The organism is Bradyrhizobium sp. IC4059 (assembly GCF_020193615.1).
Taxonomy (GTDB): Bacteria; Pseudomonadota; Alphaproteobacteria; order Rhizobiales; family Xanthobacteraceae; genus Bradyrhizobium; species Bradyrhizobium yuanmingense.
In genome coordinates this window covers 929,977-945,928 of the sequence record NZ_JADYVH010000002.1, presented here as the reverse complement: position 1 = coordinate 945,928, position 15,952 = coordinate 929,977, and the positions used below count along the sequence as shown (strand labels likewise).

Annotated in this window: 13 protein-coding genes; 8 read left to right on the top strand and 5 right to left on the bottom strand. The window is 64.5% G+C overall.

Features of this window, described 5'->3' with window-relative positions:
- From tmk to I6F12_RS10405, 8 genes are all read left to right on the top strand, one after another.
- The gene (tmk, locus tag I6F12_RS10440) at nucleotides 1-687 is read left to right on the top strand and encodes a dTMP kinase (RefSeq protein WP_225112893.1); all 687 of its coding nucleotides are present in this window, start codon (nucleotides 1-3) and stop codon (nucleotides 685-687) included.
- Nucleotides 684-1,730 carry a DNA polymerase III subunit delta' gene (locus tag I6F12_RS10435; protein WP_225140893.1) on the top strand — a complete coding sequence of 349 codons (1,047 nt, stop codon included), beginning with the start codon at nucleotides 684-686 and terminating at the stop codon, nucleotides 1,728-1,730. The genes tmk and I6F12_RS10435 overlap by 4 nt, the downstream gene beginning before the upstream one ends.
- A gap of 108 nt (nucleotides 1,731-1,838) precedes the next feature.
- Nucleotides 1,839-3,785, top strand: a complete 1,947-nt coding sequence (gene metG, locus I6F12_RS10430; RefSeq protein ID WP_225156120.1) for a methionine--tRNA ligase — start codon at nucleotides 1,839-1,841, stop codon at nucleotides 3,783-3,785.
- Nucleotides 3,786-3,798: 13 nt separating this feature from the next.
- Nucleotides 3,799-4,575 carry a TatD family hydrolase gene (locus I6F12_RS10425; protein ID WP_036039597.1) on the top strand — a complete coding sequence of 259 codons (777 nt, stop codon included), beginning with the start codon at nucleotides 3,799-3,801 and terminating at the stop codon, nucleotides 4,573-4,575.
- A gap of 13 nt (nucleotides 4,576-4,588) precedes the next feature.
- Entirely contained in the window at nucleotides 4,589-5,386 is a 798-nt protein-coding gene (locus I6F12_RS10420) for an MBL fold metallo-hydrolase (RefSeq protein ID WP_035999229.1), read from the top strand.
- Nucleotides 5,387-5,544: 158 nt separating this feature from the next.
- A complete protein-coding gene (locus I6F12_RS10415) occupies nucleotides 5,545-6,138 on the top strand; it encodes a TRAP transporter small permease (RefSeq protein ID WP_035999231.1) in 594 nt (197 codons plus the stop codon).
- Nucleotides 6,139-6,140: 2 nt separating this feature from the next.
- The gene (locus I6F12_RS10410) at nucleotides 6,141-7,454 is read left to right on the top strand and encodes a TRAP transporter large permease subunit (protein WP_035999234.1); all 1,314 of its coding nucleotides are present in this window, start codon (nucleotides 6,141-6,143) and stop codon (nucleotides 7,452-7,454) included.
- 39 nt (nucleotides 7,455-7,493) lie between these two features.
- On the top strand, nucleotides 7,494-8,471 hold the full coding sequence (locus I6F12_RS10405) for a TRAP transporter substrate-binding protein (protein ID WP_057029200.1): 978 nt from the start codon (nucleotides 7,494-7,496) through the stop codon (nucleotides 8,469-8,471).
- Between the two features lie 54 nt (nucleotides 8,472-8,525).
- On the opposite strand, the gene I6F12_RS10400 is transcribed toward I6F12_RS10405, so the two are convergent.
- The 5 genes from I6F12_RS10400 to I6F12_RS10380 form a co-directional block, all read right to left on the bottom strand.
- Nucleotides 8,526-10,175 carry an acyl-CoA synthetase gene (locus I6F12_RS10400; protein WP_225156119.1) on the bottom strand — a complete coding sequence of 550 codons (1,650 nt, stop codon included), beginning with the start codon at nucleotides 10,173-10,175 and terminating at the stop codon, nucleotides 8,526-8,528.
- 21 nt (nucleotides 10,176-10,196) lie between these two features.
- A complete protein-coding gene (locus I6F12_RS10395) occupies nucleotides 10,197-12,086 on the bottom strand; it encodes a TRAP transporter large permease subunit (protein ID WP_225156118.1) in 1,890 nt (629 codons plus the stop codon).
- Nucleotides 12,087-12,116: 30 nt separating this feature from the next.
- On the bottom strand, nucleotides 12,117-13,148 hold the full coding sequence (locus I6F12_RS10390; protein ID WP_225137299.1) for a TRAP transporter substrate-binding protein: 1,032 nt from the start codon (nucleotides 13,146-13,148) through the stop codon (nucleotides 12,117-12,119).
- Between the two features lie 572 nt (nucleotides 13,149-13,720).
- Nucleotides 13,721-14,689, bottom strand: coding sequence for a tripartite tricarboxylate transporter substrate binding protein (locus tag I6F12_RS10385; protein ID WP_225156117.1), 969 nt, complete (start codon nucleotides 14,687-14,689; stop codon nucleotides 13,721-13,723).
- A 66-nt stretch (nucleotides 14,690-14,755) separates the two neighbouring features.
- Nucleotides 14,756-15,940: a CoA transferase gene (locus tag I6F12_RS10380; protein ID WP_306469111.1), complete on the bottom strand. Its 1,185-nt coding sequence runs from the start codon at nucleotides 15,938-15,940 to the stop codon at nucleotides 14,756-14,758.
- Between the last annotated feature and the right edge of the window lie 12 nt (nucleotides 15,941-15,952).

Below are 15,952 nucleotides of genomic sequence, written 5' to 3'. Positions count from 1 at the left end.
ATGAGTGAGAGCGCTGCACAGCGACCGTCCGGACGGGGACGCTTCATCACCTTTGAAGGCGGCGAGGGCACGGGCAAGTCGACCCAGATCAAGAAGCTCGCCGACCGCCTGAAGGCGGCAAAGCTGCGCATCCGCGTGACGCGGGAGCCGGGCGGCTCGCCGGGCGCTGAAATCATGCGTCATCTGGTGCTGTCGGGCATGGGCAAGCTGCTCGGCCCCGAGGCCGAGACGCTGCTGTTTGCCGCCGCGCGCGATGACCATGTCCGCACCGTGATCCAGCCGGCGCTGAGCCAGGGCGTCTGGGTGCTGTGCGACCGCTTCGCGGATTCGACGCGGGCGTATCAGGGCAGCCTCGGCCAGGTGCCCGATGGCCTGATCAACGCGATGCAAAGGGTGACGATCGGCGACCTCAAGCCGGACCTCACCATCATCCTCGATTTGCCGGTCGAGATCGGCCTGCAACGTGCCGCCGCGCGCCGCGGCAGCGGCACGCCCGACAGGTTTGAGGCTGAGAAGCTCAGCTTTCACCAGGGCCTCCGCGAAGCCTATCGCAAGATCGCGGCGGAGGATCCCGCGCGCTGCGTGCTGATCGACGCCAATTCCGATCCGGACACGGTCGCCGCGCGCGTCTGGACGGCGCTGCGCGAGCGCCTGCTGCCAACGCCTGCGTCAGTGGTGTCGGTATGAGCCCGCGTCAGGCCGAGCGCGAAACCGCCATACCGCATCCGCGCGAGACGTCGCAGCTGTTCGGCCATCGCGAGGCGGAGGCCGCGCTGCTTGATGCCTATCGCAGCGGACGCATTCCGCATGCCTGGCTGATCGGCGGGCCACAGGGGATCGGCAAGGCGACGCTGGCCTATCGCATGGCGCGCTTCGTGCTCACCCATGCGCAGCCGCTGGCGCCGGCCGTGCAGCGCGCCGAAAGCCTTGCGATCGATCACGACGACGCCGTGGCGCGGCAGGTGGCGGCCGGCTCGCATGGCGGCCTGCTGACGCTCGAGCGCACCGCCAACGAGCGCGGCGTGATGCGCACCGTGATCACCGTGGACGAGACGCGCGAGACGATCGGTTTCTTCGGCTCGACCGCCGCGGCCGAAGGCTGGCGCGTCTGCATCGTCGACACCGTCGACGAGCTCAATCCGAACGCGGCCAACGCGCTTCTGAAGATCTTGGAGGAGCCGCCGCAGCAATCGCTGTTCCTGCTGGTGAGCCACGCGCCCGCGCGGGTGCTCGCCACGATCCAGTCGCGCTGCCGCAAGCTGCGCCTGCGGCCGCTCACCACGAACGATGTGATCGGCGCCGCCGCTTCGGCGGCTGAGCTCGATCCGAACGATGCCGCGCTGCGCGAGGCGGCCGAGGCCTCCGAGGGCAGCGTCGCACGGACGCTGACGTTGCTCGGTGGCGAGGCCCTGAAGCTTCAGCAGCGCACGGCGGCGCTGCTCGCGCGCCTGCCGCAGGTCGATCCGCGCGAATTGCACACGCTCGGCGATTCGCTCGGCACCAGCGACCGCGTGGCGCTTGCGGCCTTCATCGACGGCATCGACCGCTGGATTGCGGAGCGCCTGCATGCGGATGAGGCCAATGCCAACCAGAACCTGCCGCGCCTTGCGCGGCTAGCTGAGGTATGGGAAAAGATCGTCCGCGCCGCGCGCGACACCGAAACCTACAATCTGGAGCGAAAGCCCTTGGTTTTCTCGGTGTTCGGCTGGCTGGCGGACGCAACGCGCTAAAGCATGATCCGGAAAAGTGCGCAGCGGTTTTCCGAAAGATCATGCGCAAAACAATAACGGAACGCCGAGCCGTTTCCAAAATTCGAGAAGCCGGTAAAGGAATTCGTGGTGGCAACGCGAGCTAAGAAATCCGTCAAACGCAAGAGCGGCAAGAAGGCTGCGAAGAAGGCCGTCAAGAAAGCCGCGAAAAAGGCCAAGGCGCGCGCGGCCAAAGCTGCCAAGAAGGTCAAGAAGACCAAGAGGGCTGCCGTCAAGAAGAGCGTGAAGAAGGGCGCCGCAAAGAAGGCCGCGAAGAAGCAGGTCGTCGCCAAGAAGGCGGTGAAGAAAGCTGCCAAAAAGCCGGCCAAGGCTCCGGCGAAGAAGGTCGCGAAAAATGCGGCTGCGCCTGCCGTGACCGCCGCACCGACTCCCGTCGTGACGCCTGAGAAGCCAAAGGCGCCGAAGCCAAAGGCTCCTCGTTCGCCGAAGCCCGTCGCTTCTGCGCACGTTGCCGCGCCTGCGGTTGCCGCCGCGCGCGACAACATCTTCTACATCACCACCGCGATCGCCTATCCCAACGGTAGCCCGCATATCGGTCATGCCTATGAGGCGATCGCGACCGACGCCCTGGCGCGCTTTGCGCGGCTCGACGGCAAGGATGTGTTCTTTTTGACCGGCACCGACGAGCACGGTCAGAAGATGATTCAGACGGCGGCGAACGAAGGCATGTCCACCGCCGCGCTCGCGACGCGCAATGCCGGCCGCTTCAGAGAGATGGACGAGCGCCTGGACGTGTCGTTCGACCGCTTCATCCGCACCACCGAGGAGCAGCATCACCGTTCCAGCCAGGAGATCTGGCGCCGCATGGAAGCGAACGGCGACATCTACGCTGACACCTATTCGGGCTGGTACTCGGTCCGTGACGAGGCCTATTACGCCGAGGACGAGACGCGTGTGAACGACGATGGCGTGCGCTTGGGGCCGCAGGGCACGCCGGTGGAATGGGTGGAGGAGAAGAGCTATTTCTTCCGCTTGTCGGAGTACCAGGACAAGCTGCTCAAGCTCTATGCGGATCAGCCCGACTTCGTCGGGCCGGACTCGCGCAAGAACGAGGTGGTGAGCTTCGTCAAGGGCGGCCTGCGCGATCTCTCGATCTCGCGCACCACGTTCGATTGGGGCGTGAAGGTGCCCGGCGACGAAGAGCACGTGATGTATGTCTGGGTCGATGCGTTGACCAACTACATCACCGGCGTCGGTTTCCCCGATGAGAGCGACAAGAACTGGCGCTATTGGCCGGCCGACGTGCACGTCATCGGCAAGGACATCATCCGCTTCCATGCGGTGTATTGGCCGGCCTTCCTTTTGTCGGCGGGCATCCCGCTGCCGAAACGGGTCTATGCCCACGGCTTCCTGTTCAACAGGGGCGAGAAGATGTCGAAGTCGGTCGGCAACACTGTCGATCCCTTCAACCTCGCCGACCAGTACGGCGTCGACCAGTTGCGCTACTTCTTCTTGCGCGAGGTGCCGTTCGGCCAGGACGGCAACTACAATCACGAGGCGATTGTCGCGCGCATCAACGCCGATCTCGCCAACGATCTCGGCAATCTCGCGCAGCGCTCGCTGTCGATGATCGCAAAACAGCTCGGCGGCGTGCTGCCCGAGCCCGGCGAGTTCAGCGACAACGACAAGGCGATCCTGGCGATGGCCGACGGCATGATCGCTGCCTCGCGTGAAGCCATGGCGACGCAGCAGATTCATCAATGGCTCAACGCCGTCTGGGCCGTGGTCGCGGAGGCCAACCGCTATTTTGCGGGTGAAGCGCCGTGGGCGCTCGCCAAGACGGATCCGGCCAGGCAGAAGACGGTGCTCTACGTCACCGCCGAAGTCGTGCGTCAGATTGCGATCCTGGCTCAGCCCGCGATGCCGACCGCCTCCGGCAAGCTGCTCGACAGCCTCGGCATCCCCGAAGCCGAGCGCAATTTTGACATGCTCGGCGGCGCCAAGCGCATCGCGCCCGGTTCGACGCTGCCGGCGCCGATGCCGGCGTTCCCGCGCTACGTCGAGCCGGCGGCCTGAAGGCGTTCGCACGATGCTGGTCGACAGTCATTGCCATCTGGATTTTCCGGACTTTGCGGAAGATCTCGACGGTATCGTGTCGCGGGCGCGAGCCGCCGGGATCGCCCGCATGGTCACGATCTCGACGCGGGTCCGGCGGCTGCAGGACCTGCTCGCCATCGCGGAGCGCTATGACGACGTCTATTGCTCGGTCGGCACCCATCCGCATCATGCGGACGAGGAGGACGGCATCGCGCCGGATGAGCTGATTGCGCTGACCCAGCATCCCAAGGTCGTCGCGCTCGGCGAGGCCGGGCTCGATTATTTCTACGACAACGGCTCGCCGGAGGCGCAGGCGAGGGGCTTTCGCGCCCACATCGCCGCCGCCCGCACCACCGGCCTGCCGCTGGTGATCCATACCCGCGAGGCCGACGAGGACTGCGCGCGCATCCTGGAAGAGGAGGCCGCAAAGGGATCGTTTCGCGCCGTCCTGCATTGTTACACGGGCGGGCGCGAGCTGGCACTGAAGGCGGTGTCGCTCGGGCTCTATATCGGCTTCACGGGAATCCTGACCTTCAAGAAATCGGAGACCTTACGCGCGATCGCAGCCGAACTGCCGCCCGATCGTATCCTGGTCGAAACAGACTCGCCCTATCTTGCGCCCGGCAAATTTCGGGGCAAGCGCAACGAGCCGGCCTACGTGGTCGAGGTCGCAAAGGTGCTCGCCGAGACGCGCGGCGTGTCGCTCGACGAGATCTCGCGCCAGACCAGCGAAAACTTCTTCCGCCTGTTCTCGAAGGTGAAAGCTTGAGACTGGGAGCCACATGACGCTGACGCTGACGATCCTGGGCTGCGGCTCCTCCGCCGGCGTGCCGCGCCCGGCGCTCGGCTGGGGCGCCTGTGATCCCAACAATCCCAAGAACCGCCGTCGCCGCTGCTCGCTGCTGGTCGAACGGACGTCCGAGCATGGCACGACACGCATCGTGATCGACACCTCGCCGGACCTGCGCGAACAATTGCTCTCGACCAATGTCGACCACATCGACGCGGTGTTCCTGACGCACGAACATGCCGACCAGACCCACGGCATGGATGATCTGCGCTCGGTCGTCATGCACATGCGCCGGCGCATTCCAACCTATTTCAACCAGTCGACCGCCAAGGACATCCTGTCGCGGTTCTCCTATTGCTTCATCTCGCCCGAGGGCAGCGATTATCCGCCGATCCTGACGCGGCATTCGATCGAGGCGGGAGAAAGCCAGACCATTCTGGGGAAGGGCGGCGCGGTGACGATGACCGCCTTTCTGGTGCAGCACGGCAACATCCCCGCGCTCGGCTACCGCATCGGGGATGCGGCCTACACGCCTGATCTCAATGATATCCCGCGCGAGAGCTGGGAGGCGCTGGAAAATCTCGATCTCTGGATCGTCGACGGCCTGCGCTACACCGGCCATGTCAGCCATTTCAGCATCAACGACGCGCTGTCCTGGATCGAGCGCTTCAAGCCGAAGCGCGCGGTCATCACCAACATGACCGCCGACGTCGATTATGAGGTTATCCGGCAGTCGCTGCCTCCTGGCGTGGTGCCGGCCTATGACGGGCTGCGGCTCGAGACGCACTAAACCCGCGGTAGAAATTCTCCTGCCAGCCGGCATAGACCTTGCTTGCACCGGCCCCATCATGTTGATCTAACGTCTGAAAGACAGGCGTTGGGCAGGGCGATATTCAAACAGGACCGGCAGTCGGATGCTATCGGTCCGTCGAGTCGCATCGTGTGAGGATGGGGATCGCGTTGGCAGAGGACGATGTAGCGACTCAGGGACCGGTACGACGCGCGCTGGACCTCCTCTATCTCGGCGCGGGCTATGCCGCGGGCGTCTTCCTGGTCGCGATCTTCGCAATCATGATGGTGATGTCGGTCGGGCGCCAGTTTGCGCTCAACATTCCCGCCGGCGATGATTTTGCGTCCTGGTGCATGGCGGCGATGGCGTTCCTCGGCCTCGCTCACACGTTCAAGCGCGGAGAGATGATCCGCGTCGGCCTGTTGCTGGAGCGCTTGCACGGGCGGACCAAGCAGATCGCGGAGGTCGTGGCGCTCGGCATTGCCGCTGCCTTCATTCTCTACTTCACCCGTCATGCTGTGCAGATGACCTACGATTCCTGGCGCTTCAACGACGTGGCGCAGGGCGTGGTCGCGCTTCCGCTCTGGATTCCCCAGCTCGGCTTCGCCGGCGGCCTCGTGATCCTCTCGATCGCGCTGATCGACGAGATGGTCAACGTCATCGGCGGCAACCGTCCGAGCTACGAGAAGGGCTCGCCCGACGAAACTCCGGAAGAGTTCGTCGAACGCATCTCGCAGGGCGGTGGGGGCTGACCATGGCCAGTCTCGGCATGATCGAGCTGTCGTTCGTCCTGCTCGGCGTCATGATCCTGCTGCTGGGAAGCGGCGTCTGGATCGCGGTCTCGCTCGGGCTGGTCGGCTTCGTGGCGATGGCGCTCACCACGAGCCTGCCGCTCGGCACCGTGCTTGCGACCACCACCTGGAGCGCGAGCTCATCCTGGACACTGGCGGCCCTGCCGTTGTTCATCTGGATGGGAGAGATTCTCTTCCGCACCAAATTGTCGGAGGAAATGTTCCGCGGCCTGTCGCCCTGGGTGCAGTGGCTGCCGGGACGGCTGACACATGTGAACGTGATCGGCTGCGGCATCTTCGCGGCGGTGTCGGGTTCGTCGGCGGCGACCTGCGCGACGATCGGCAAGATCGCGCTGCCGGAGCTCGACAAGCGCGGCTATGACAAGGGCCTGAGCCTCGGATCGCTGGCGGGCTCGGGCACGCTCGGCCTGCTGATCCCGCCGTCGATTCCGATGGTGGTCTATGCCGTCACGGCGAACGTCTCCGTGCTTCAAGTGTTTCTCGGCGGCTTCCTGCCGGGATTGCTCGTGATCGCGCTCTATTCCGGCTACATCATCATCTGGTCGCTGCTCAACCCGACAAAGGTTCCGCCGCGCGATCCGCCGATGCCGCTCCGGCAGAAGCTGCGCGAGTCCGCCAAGCTCGCGCCCTGCCTGCTGCTGATCCTGGCGGTGTTCCTGTCGCTCGTTCTCGGCTTTGCGACGGCGACGGAGTGCGCGGCCTGGGGCGTTTCCGGCGCGCTGCTGCTGGCTTGGTGGAGCGGCACGCTCACGCGCAAGAACTTCCTCGAGAGCATCATGAGCGCGACGCGCCTGACCTGCATGATCATGCTGATCCTGGCAGGCGCGGCCTACACCACGGCGGCGATGGCCTATACGGGGATTCCGGCCGCGCTCGCCACCTGGGTCCAGGGCCAGCAGCTCACGCCGAGCATGCTGGCGCTGTATCTGAGCATCATGTACATCATCCTGGGTTGCCTGATCGACGGCATCTCGATGATCGTTCTGACCGCTGTCATCGTGCTGCCCATGGTCAGGCAGGCCGGCCTCGACCTGGTCTGGTTCGGCGTCTATCTGATCATCCACGTCGAAATGGCGCAGATCACGCCGCCGGTGGGGTTCAACCTGTTCGTGCTCCAGAACATGAGCGGCCGCGATACGTTCACGGTCGCGCGGGCGGCCTTCCCGTTCTTCGTGCTATTGCTCGCTGCGGTCTTCATCATCACGGAGTATCCGCAGATCGTGACGTTCCTGCCGAAGCTCGCTTTCCCAGACTGAGCGTACCCGTTCTCTAGATCGACTGTGAGGAGAAGTCCGATGATGTCTCGCTTATTCCACGCATCCTTGATTGCCGGCGTTGTGCTGGCCGCGACACCTGCCTTGGCTCAGAGCAAATGGAATCTGCCGGCAGCGTATCCTGCGGACAATCCGCACTCCGAAAACCTGGTCGCGTTCGCCAAGGACGTCGAAGCCGCCACCTCGGGCAAGCTCCAGATCACGGTTCATCCGGGCGCCTCGCTGTTCAAGGCGCCCGACATCAAGCGCGCCGTGGTGACCGGGCAGGCGCAGATGGGTGAGGTGCTGCTGTCGATCCACGAGAACGAAGACCCGATCTTCGGCGTCGACGTCGTGCCGTTCCTCGCGACCAGCTTCCCCGAGGCGACGAAGCTGTATCAGGCCTCCAAGCCTGCGATCGCCAAGAAGCTCGACGCGCAAGGTCTCAAGCTGCTGTTCGTGGTGCCGTGGGCACCGCAGGGCGTCTACGTCAACAAGCCGCTGGCCACGATCGAGGACATGAAGGGTCTGAAGTGGCGCGCCTACAATGTCGGGACCGCGCGGATCGGCGAACTGGTCGGCGCGCAATCGGTCACGATCCAGGCTGCGGAACTGCCACAGGCGTTGGCGACCGGCGTGGTGAACTCCTTCATGTCGTCGGGCGGCACCGGCTACGATTCGAAGGCGTGGGAGTCGCTCAAATACTTCTATGACGTGCAGGCCTGGATTCCGAAGAACTACACTTTCGTCAACAAGGCTGCGTTCGAGGCGCTCGACAAGCCGACCCAGGAGGCCATCCTGAAGGCCGCCGCCACCGCGGAGACGCGCGGCTGGAAGGCTTGGGAAGAGAAGGCCAATTGGTACCTCGGTCAGCTCAAGGCCAAAGGCATGACTGTCGAGCCGCCGAGCCCGGCACTGAAGGCCGGCTTCCAGAAGATCGGCGACCAGCTCACGGCCGACTGGCTTAAGAAGGCAGGGGCCGACGGTCAGGCGGTGCTCGACGCCTACAAGAAGATGTGAGGATGAGAGAGCTTCCGCCCGCCGCAGGCGGGCGGAAGCTTCTTTGGCCGCTGGTCAGGCCGAGATCGCCTTCACCGAGCCGACTTCGTTGCGCAGCAGGAACTTTTGGATCTTGCCCGTGGACGTCTTCGGGATCGGCCCGAACACGACCGCCTTCGGCGTCTTGAAGCCGGACATCTGGCTGCGGCAGAAGGCGATGATATCCGCCTCGCTGGCACTGGCGCCCTCTTTCAGTTCGACGAAGGCGCAGGGCACTTCACCCCATTTCGGATCGGGCTTTGCCACCACGGCCGCGAACAGCACGGCCGGGTGCTTGTAGAGGATGTCCTCGACCTCGACCGAGGAAATGTTCTCGCCCCCGGAGATGATGATGTCCTTGGAGCGATCCTTGATGATGACGTAGCCGTGCTCGTCGAGCACGCCGAGATCGCCGGTGTGGAACCAGCCGCCTTCGAAAGCTTCCTTCGTCGCCTTCTCGTTCTTCAGGTAGCCCTTCATCACGATGTTGCCGCGGAACATGACCTCGCCGATGGTCTCGCCGTCGCGCGGCACCTGCTGCATCGTTTGCGGGTTGATCACGGTGACGCTTTCCTGCAGCGGGTAGGGCACGCCCTGCCGGCGCTTCATGCGCGCGCGCTCGGCGGCGGGCAGGTCATCCCAGCCCGGCTGCTCGGCGCAGACGGAGGCGGGGCCGTAGACCTCGGTCAGGCCGTAAACATGCGTCAGCTTGATGCCGATGCTTTCGGCGCCTTCCAGCACCGCGACCGGTGGCGCTGCGCCCGCGATCAGGCCGACGACGCGGCGGGCCGCATCGCCCTTTGGTGCATCGGGCGCGTTGATCAGCGTGTTGTAGACGATCGGCGCGCCGCACATATGGGTGACGCCGTGTTGCTTGATCAGCTCGAAGATCCTGGTCGGCTCGACCTTGCGCAGGCAGACATTGATGCCGGCGGCCGCCGCGATGGTCCAGGGAAAGCACCAGCCGTTGCAGTGGAACATCGGCAGCGTCCAGAGATAGACCGGATGCTGGCCGAGATTGCCGGCGAGGATGTTGCTGACGGCGTTCAGGTAGGCGCCGCGATGATGGGTGACGACGCCCTTGGGATTGCCCGTCGTGCCCGAGGTGTAGCTCAGCGCGATCGCGTCCCATTCATCGCTCGGCGTGATCGGCGCGAAGCTTGGATCGCCTTCGGCGACGGCTGCCTCGTATTCGATCTCGCCGATGCGGGTGCCGCCCTTGAACGATGCATCGTCGACGTCGACCACCAGCGGCTTGGGGCCGGTCATCTGCGCCAGGGCCGCAGTGATGACGCCTGAAAACTCTGGATCGACCAGGATGATTTTCGCGCCGCCATGATCGAGCTGGAACGCGATCGAAGGCGCATCGAGGCGGATGTTGAGCGCGTTGAGCACGGCGCCGGTCATGGGCACCGCGAAGTGCGCCTCGTTCATCGCGGCAATGTTCGGCAGCATCGCCGCGACGGTGTCGCCGACGCCGATGCCCTTGCTCGAAAGCCACGAGGCGAACCGCCGGCAGCGCTCATAGGTCTGAGCCCAGGTGAAGCTGCGGCCTTCATAGACCGTGCTGACGTGATCGGGATAGACCGCGGCGCTGCGCGCGAGGAAGCTCAGCGGGCTCAGCGGCACATAATTGGCTTGCGTCTTGTCGAGGCCGATATTGTACGGGTTCTGTCGCTCGCTCATCGACACCCTCCTTAAACCGCATCAAAGAAATCCGATCGAGATCCAGGGGAAGATCGCGACGATGATCAATCCCACCAGCAGCGCCAGCAGATAGCCCCAGATCGGCCTGATGCCTTCGGCCGGATCGACGCGCCCGATGGCGCAGGCGGCATAATAGCCGACGCCGAAGGGCGGGGCGAATAGCCCGATACCCATGGCGAGAATGATCACCATGGCGTAGTGCACCTCGTGCACGCCGACGGCGCGGGCGATCGGAAACAGCAGCGGTCCGAACAGCACGATCGCCGGGATACCCTCCAGCACGCTGCCGAGGATGGTGAAGGCCAGGATCGACACGGCGATGAAGGTCGCAGCCCCGCCCGGCAATCCCGTCATGGCCGCAGCCAGCGAGCGCGAGAAGCCGGATTGGGTCAGGCCCCAGGCCATGCCGGTCGCCGTGCCGATGATCAGGAGGATCGCACCCGACAGCGCGGCGGTCTCGACGAGCATCGGAAACAGCCGCCGCCAGTCGAAGCGGCGGTAGATCAGAAGGCCCACGAGGGCGCCATAGACGATGCCGATGGTGGAGACTTCGGTCGCGGTCGCGATGCCCTCGACCACGGCATAGCGGATCACGAAGGGCAGCGCGAGCGCGGGCAGGGCGAGGACGAAGGTCTTGCCGATCTCGGATGCCGTCGCGCGGCGGACGTGGCCCATGTCCTCGTGGCGGTAGCGCCACCACACCAGCATGCAGAGCGTGACGGCGAGCACGACGCCGGGCAGGAGGCCGCCGGTGAAGAGGGCGGCGATCGAGACGCCCGTGACCGAGCCGATCGTGATCAGCACGAGGCTGGGCGGGATGGTCTCGGTCTGGGCGCCGGTGGCCGCCAGCAGCGCGACGAGATCGCCGGGCTTGGCGCCGCGCTCTTTCATCTCCGGGAACAGCACGGGCGCGACTGCCGCCATGTCGGCCGCCTTGGCGCCAGAGATGCCGGAGACGAGGTACATCGCGCCGACCAGCACGTAATGCAGGCCGCCCCTGATATGGCCGAGCAGGCTTGCCAGGAACGCCACCATGGCCCGCGCCATGCCGGTCATCTCGATCAGCAACCCCAAGAACACGAACAGCGGCACGGAAAGCAGGATGAGGTGGCTCATGCCCTCGTCCATGCGCCCGACCAGCACCATGACCGGCGTGCTCGTGGTCAGCGCGAGATAGCCGTAGATCGCAAGACCAAAGCCGAACGCAATGGGAACCCCGGCAAACACGCAGAAGCCGGCGACGCCGACGAAGAAGATGATGAGGTTGAGATTGCCGAGCGGCCGCAGCAATGGCTCGGCCAGCCAGAACAGGCCGATCACGACCGCAACCGACAGCACGGCGGCCGCAACCATGCGGTGGTCGGCGGCGCGCGCGAGCCGCAGCAGGGCAAAGGCCGCCATCAGGCCGATGCCGGCCGGCAGCGCGGCGGCGCGCCACATATTGGAGATCTGCAGCGCCGGCGTCGTGATGTAGCTTTCTTCATAGGCGTAGTCGCAGGCCGGCCACACAATCAGGATCAGGAACGCCAGGGCCGCGGAGGTCGCGACCAGATCGAGATAGGCCCGCATCGCCGGCCTGGCGCTGGCGACGACCGCCGTCATGCGCATGTGCTCGGAGCGGCGGAACGCGACCGCCGCTCCCAGCATGGCGAGCCACAGGAACAGGATCGAGGCGAGCTCGTCCGACCAGATCAGCGGCCGGTGCAGGCCGTAGCGTGCGACCACCCCGGCAAACAGGATCACGATCTCGGCGACCACCAGGATCGCCGTGGGGATTTCGACGACGAGGCCGAGCACGCGCTCGACTGAGGCCAGCAGCGAAGGTCGGCGAGGGGACTGCAACGTCACCTCGCCCACAGCTTCGGTCATCTCGATCTCGACATGAGCCATCCTGATACCGACCTCGACGGCCCCAACGTGCTACGACAGCTTGCCGACGGCCTTCTCCAGAAGCTCCCAGGCCTGATCGCCATATTTGCCCTTCCATTCGGCATAGAAGCCGGCGGAGCGCAGCTTGTCGCGGAACGGCGCGATAGGCGGTTGGTTGAAGGTCAGGCCCTTGCCCGCGAGCTCCTGCTGCAGGTTGGCGTTCAGCTTGGCGGTATCCTCACGCTCCCTAACGGCGGCGGCATTGATGTTCCTGGCGACGATGGTGCGCACGTCCTGCGGCAGCTTTTCCCAGGCTCTGCGGTTGGCCAGGAACCAGAAGCCGTCCCACATGTGGTTGGTCAGCGAGCAGTACTTCTGCACCTCGTAGAGCTTGCCGGTCGAGATGATGGCCAGCGGGTTCTCCTGGCCCTCGACGATCTTGGTCTGGAGTGCGGAATAAACCTCGCTGAAATTGATCGAGGCGGGCGCGGCATCGAACGCCTTGAACATCGAGGTCCACAGCGGCGACACCGGCACGCGGATCTTGAAGCCCTTGAGATCGTCAGGCCCGGCGATCGGCCTGGTCGACGACGTGGTCTGGCGGAAGCCGTTGTCCCAGATCTTGTCCATGACCTCGAGGCCGGCCTTCTTGATCTCGCCGCGGACATGGGCGCCGAGATCGCCGTCCATGGCCTTCCAGACCGTGTCGTAGTCCGGGAACGCGAAGCCGATGCCGTTGATGGACGCCGCCGGCACCAGGGTCGACAGGATCAGGCCGGACAGCGTGAAGAACTCGACGCCGCCGGAGCGGATCTGGCTCAGCATGTCGGTGTCGGAGCCGAGCTGATTGTTCGGGAAGATTTGCAGGTCGAACTTGCCGCCTGTCTCGGTCTTGATCGCCGCCGCCATCTCCTTGGCACGGACGTTGAGCGGATGGGTGTCGGGCAGGTTATTGGCGTACTTGTAGGTGAACTCGGCGCTCTGGGCGCGGGCCACATGGGGCGCACCGAGGCCGCCGAGGACCGCGGTCGCGGCGGAAGCCTTGAGAAGCGTGCGTCGGGAATAGCGCGTGGAAAGGACCATGGGTCTGCTTCCTCGGAAGGTTTGTTGTTGTTCTGAGATGCAAACCTATACGGGCGGTCGGCCTTAGGGTCATCTGCGATCTCGCGGATGCCTCGCTTATTGCAGCCGGACAAGGTCACGGCAATATCGGCTTTCGCAGACCTCGACCCGTTTCAAAACCTGAAAAACAACCCCATGCACAGTAGACGTCAAGAGCTAAGACGACGGCCGACGCGCAGACGGAGATACGGGCTTTGGCGAAGGTCGGATGTCAGCAATTCCGCCCAAATGATTGATCTCATTGTACATAAATATATTCCATAATATAGCTTATGCGAATTGTGGATGTGCCGGGCACCACGGCCAATGTCCTCCGGCGATTTCGACGATGCTACGTTGATCTGGTTCTGCCGACTGGTACCCCAAGTGATCGGCGGCTTCCTCCTCTGGCAACGTGACGATGCGGCTGCGGCGCGAGCCTACCTCCAAGCTCCGGCGGTCGGCGGAAGCCCAGACGCCGCGATCCACCGGCTGGTGATCGCCCTATTCGAGGTCTCTTCCGCCTCGGCCAGTCCCCTCTCCCCGAACGTCCGCTATTCGGTCTTGACGTTGCGTTCCTCGATCACCTTGCGCCAGGACGGGATTTCTGCGGCGATCAGGGCGTGCAGTTCGGCAGGCGTGCTGGCCTTGGCCTCCACGCCATAGGAGAGAAACCGATCCCGTATTTGCGGCATCGCCAGCACCGTGCCAAGCGCAGCGTTGAGCTTGGCCAAGACGTCTGGCGGAGTGCCGGCAGGCGCGAGAATGCCGAACCACGTTTCGACCGAATAGCCCTTCAAGGCACTGCCGATGGATGCCGCACCGGGAGCAACCGGAGAAGGACCGGGCGAGGAAACCCCGAGCAGCTTCACCTTGCCGGAGCGGATGTGCTCGTTCAGCGTATCGGACGTGGTGGTGAGCAGAATGTCGACCTCGCCGGCAAAGATGGCGAGCGTCGTCGGCGCCTGGCCCCGGTATGGGACGTGGACCATCTGCAGACCTGCCTGATTGAGGAAGCGTTCCGTGCTCAGATGCCCGAGCGAGCCTGGTCCAGCGGAGGCATACAGCATCGGCTTGCTCTGCGCCTTGGCGTAGGCAAGCAGCCCGGCAACGTCGTTCACGGGCACCTTGTCGCTTGACACCAGAACCAGAGGCGCCGTGGAGGCCAGGGACACCGGTGCAAAGCTCTTCAGCGGATCGAAATCGATGCCCTTCTGCAGCAACGGTGCGATCGAAATCGGCCCATTGTTGGCAAACAGAAGCGTGTAACCGTCGGCATCCGATCGGGCCGCTTCGTTGGAACCGGTCGTGCCGGCCGCACCGCCGCGATTGTCGATGACAATCGGCTGGCCGAGGATTTTCGTCATCGGCTCCTGCAGTGCACGAGCCATGATGTCGGTCGAGCCGCCGGCGGGATATGGCACGATGAGCCGGATCGGACGCGATGGATAATTGTCCGCTGCGGCGGGCGCAACGAGGATCGCCGCTCCGAATATGAAAGTCAGAACACGCAGTACCTTCACGTCGATCCTCCCAAGCTGTTTTTTGATGATCTTGCGGTAGAACAATTCGCGGCTTGCAGCTTTAAATCATAGGGGTGTCTCACCCTTGCCAAATGCGCCGGCGGCAGCCGCCTGTCCGATGTCGCTGTTGGATAGGCCGAGCACGCGCGCGAGGATCTCATCCCGATGCTCGCCGACCGCGGGGATGTCGTGGCCGATCCCAGTCCGCGCGCCCGACATCCGCCACGGCGCGTTGACGCCCCTGAACTCGCCTGCGACGTCGGCGATCGGCGCGAATACGCCGCGAGCAGACAAGTGCGGGTCATCCAGCGTTTCCGCGGGATCGCGAAAGCGGGCGCTCGGAATACCGGCGCGATCGAGCGCTGCCAGGCACTCATCCACCGTGTGCTGCATCGTCCACCGCTCGACGACCTGCATCAGAGCGGTCCAGTTCGCGCCGCGCGCCGACACCGAGGAGAAACGAGGTTCGGACGAGAGCTCCGGCAGGCCCGTGAGGTCGCGAAGCGCGGAAAAATTGCGTGCCGACACCGGCGCGATCAGGACGTCGCCGTCTTTGGCGCGCACAGGGCCGTAGGTCGGGCGCGCCACCGGCGCCGAGAACTGCGCTTCCTGCAGCTCGTACACCAAGAGGTTCAGCATACAGTCCATCAGAACGACATCGACGTGCTGCCCTGCTCCCGTACGCTCCCGTTGTACCATCGCCGTTTGAATCGCCGAGAAGCCGAAAACGCCGCCGAGAATATCGGCGACGAACACGGCTCCAGCCGCCGGCCGGTCGCGATCGCCGGCATATCGCATCAGTGCGCGGTCGAAACCGCTCTCGGCATGAACGATCATTGCATAGGCCGGGCGTTCCGACTGCGGACCGGTCTGGCCGTAGCCGGATATCGAGCAATAGATCAAACGGGGATTGATCTTGCGAAGCGCCTCATATCCGAGACCCAGGCGCTCCATGACGCCGGGCCGGAAATTCTCGACCAGAATATCCGTGCTTTCGACCATGCGATGCACGAGCTCGATCGCCTCGGATGATTTGAGGTCCAGCGCGATGCTCTTCTTGCCGGCATTGAGCTGACCGAAATAGGCGCTTTGGCCGTCGCGAAGGGGCGCGCGCAGACGCATCTCCTCGCCTTCCGGCGGCTCGATCTTGATCACTTCGGCGCCGACATCCGCCAGCAGCCGCGCGCAATAGGGTCCGGCGAGCATGATGGAGAAATCCAGCACGCGGACGCCCTCGAGTGGTGATTTCAATGATTGGCCCTG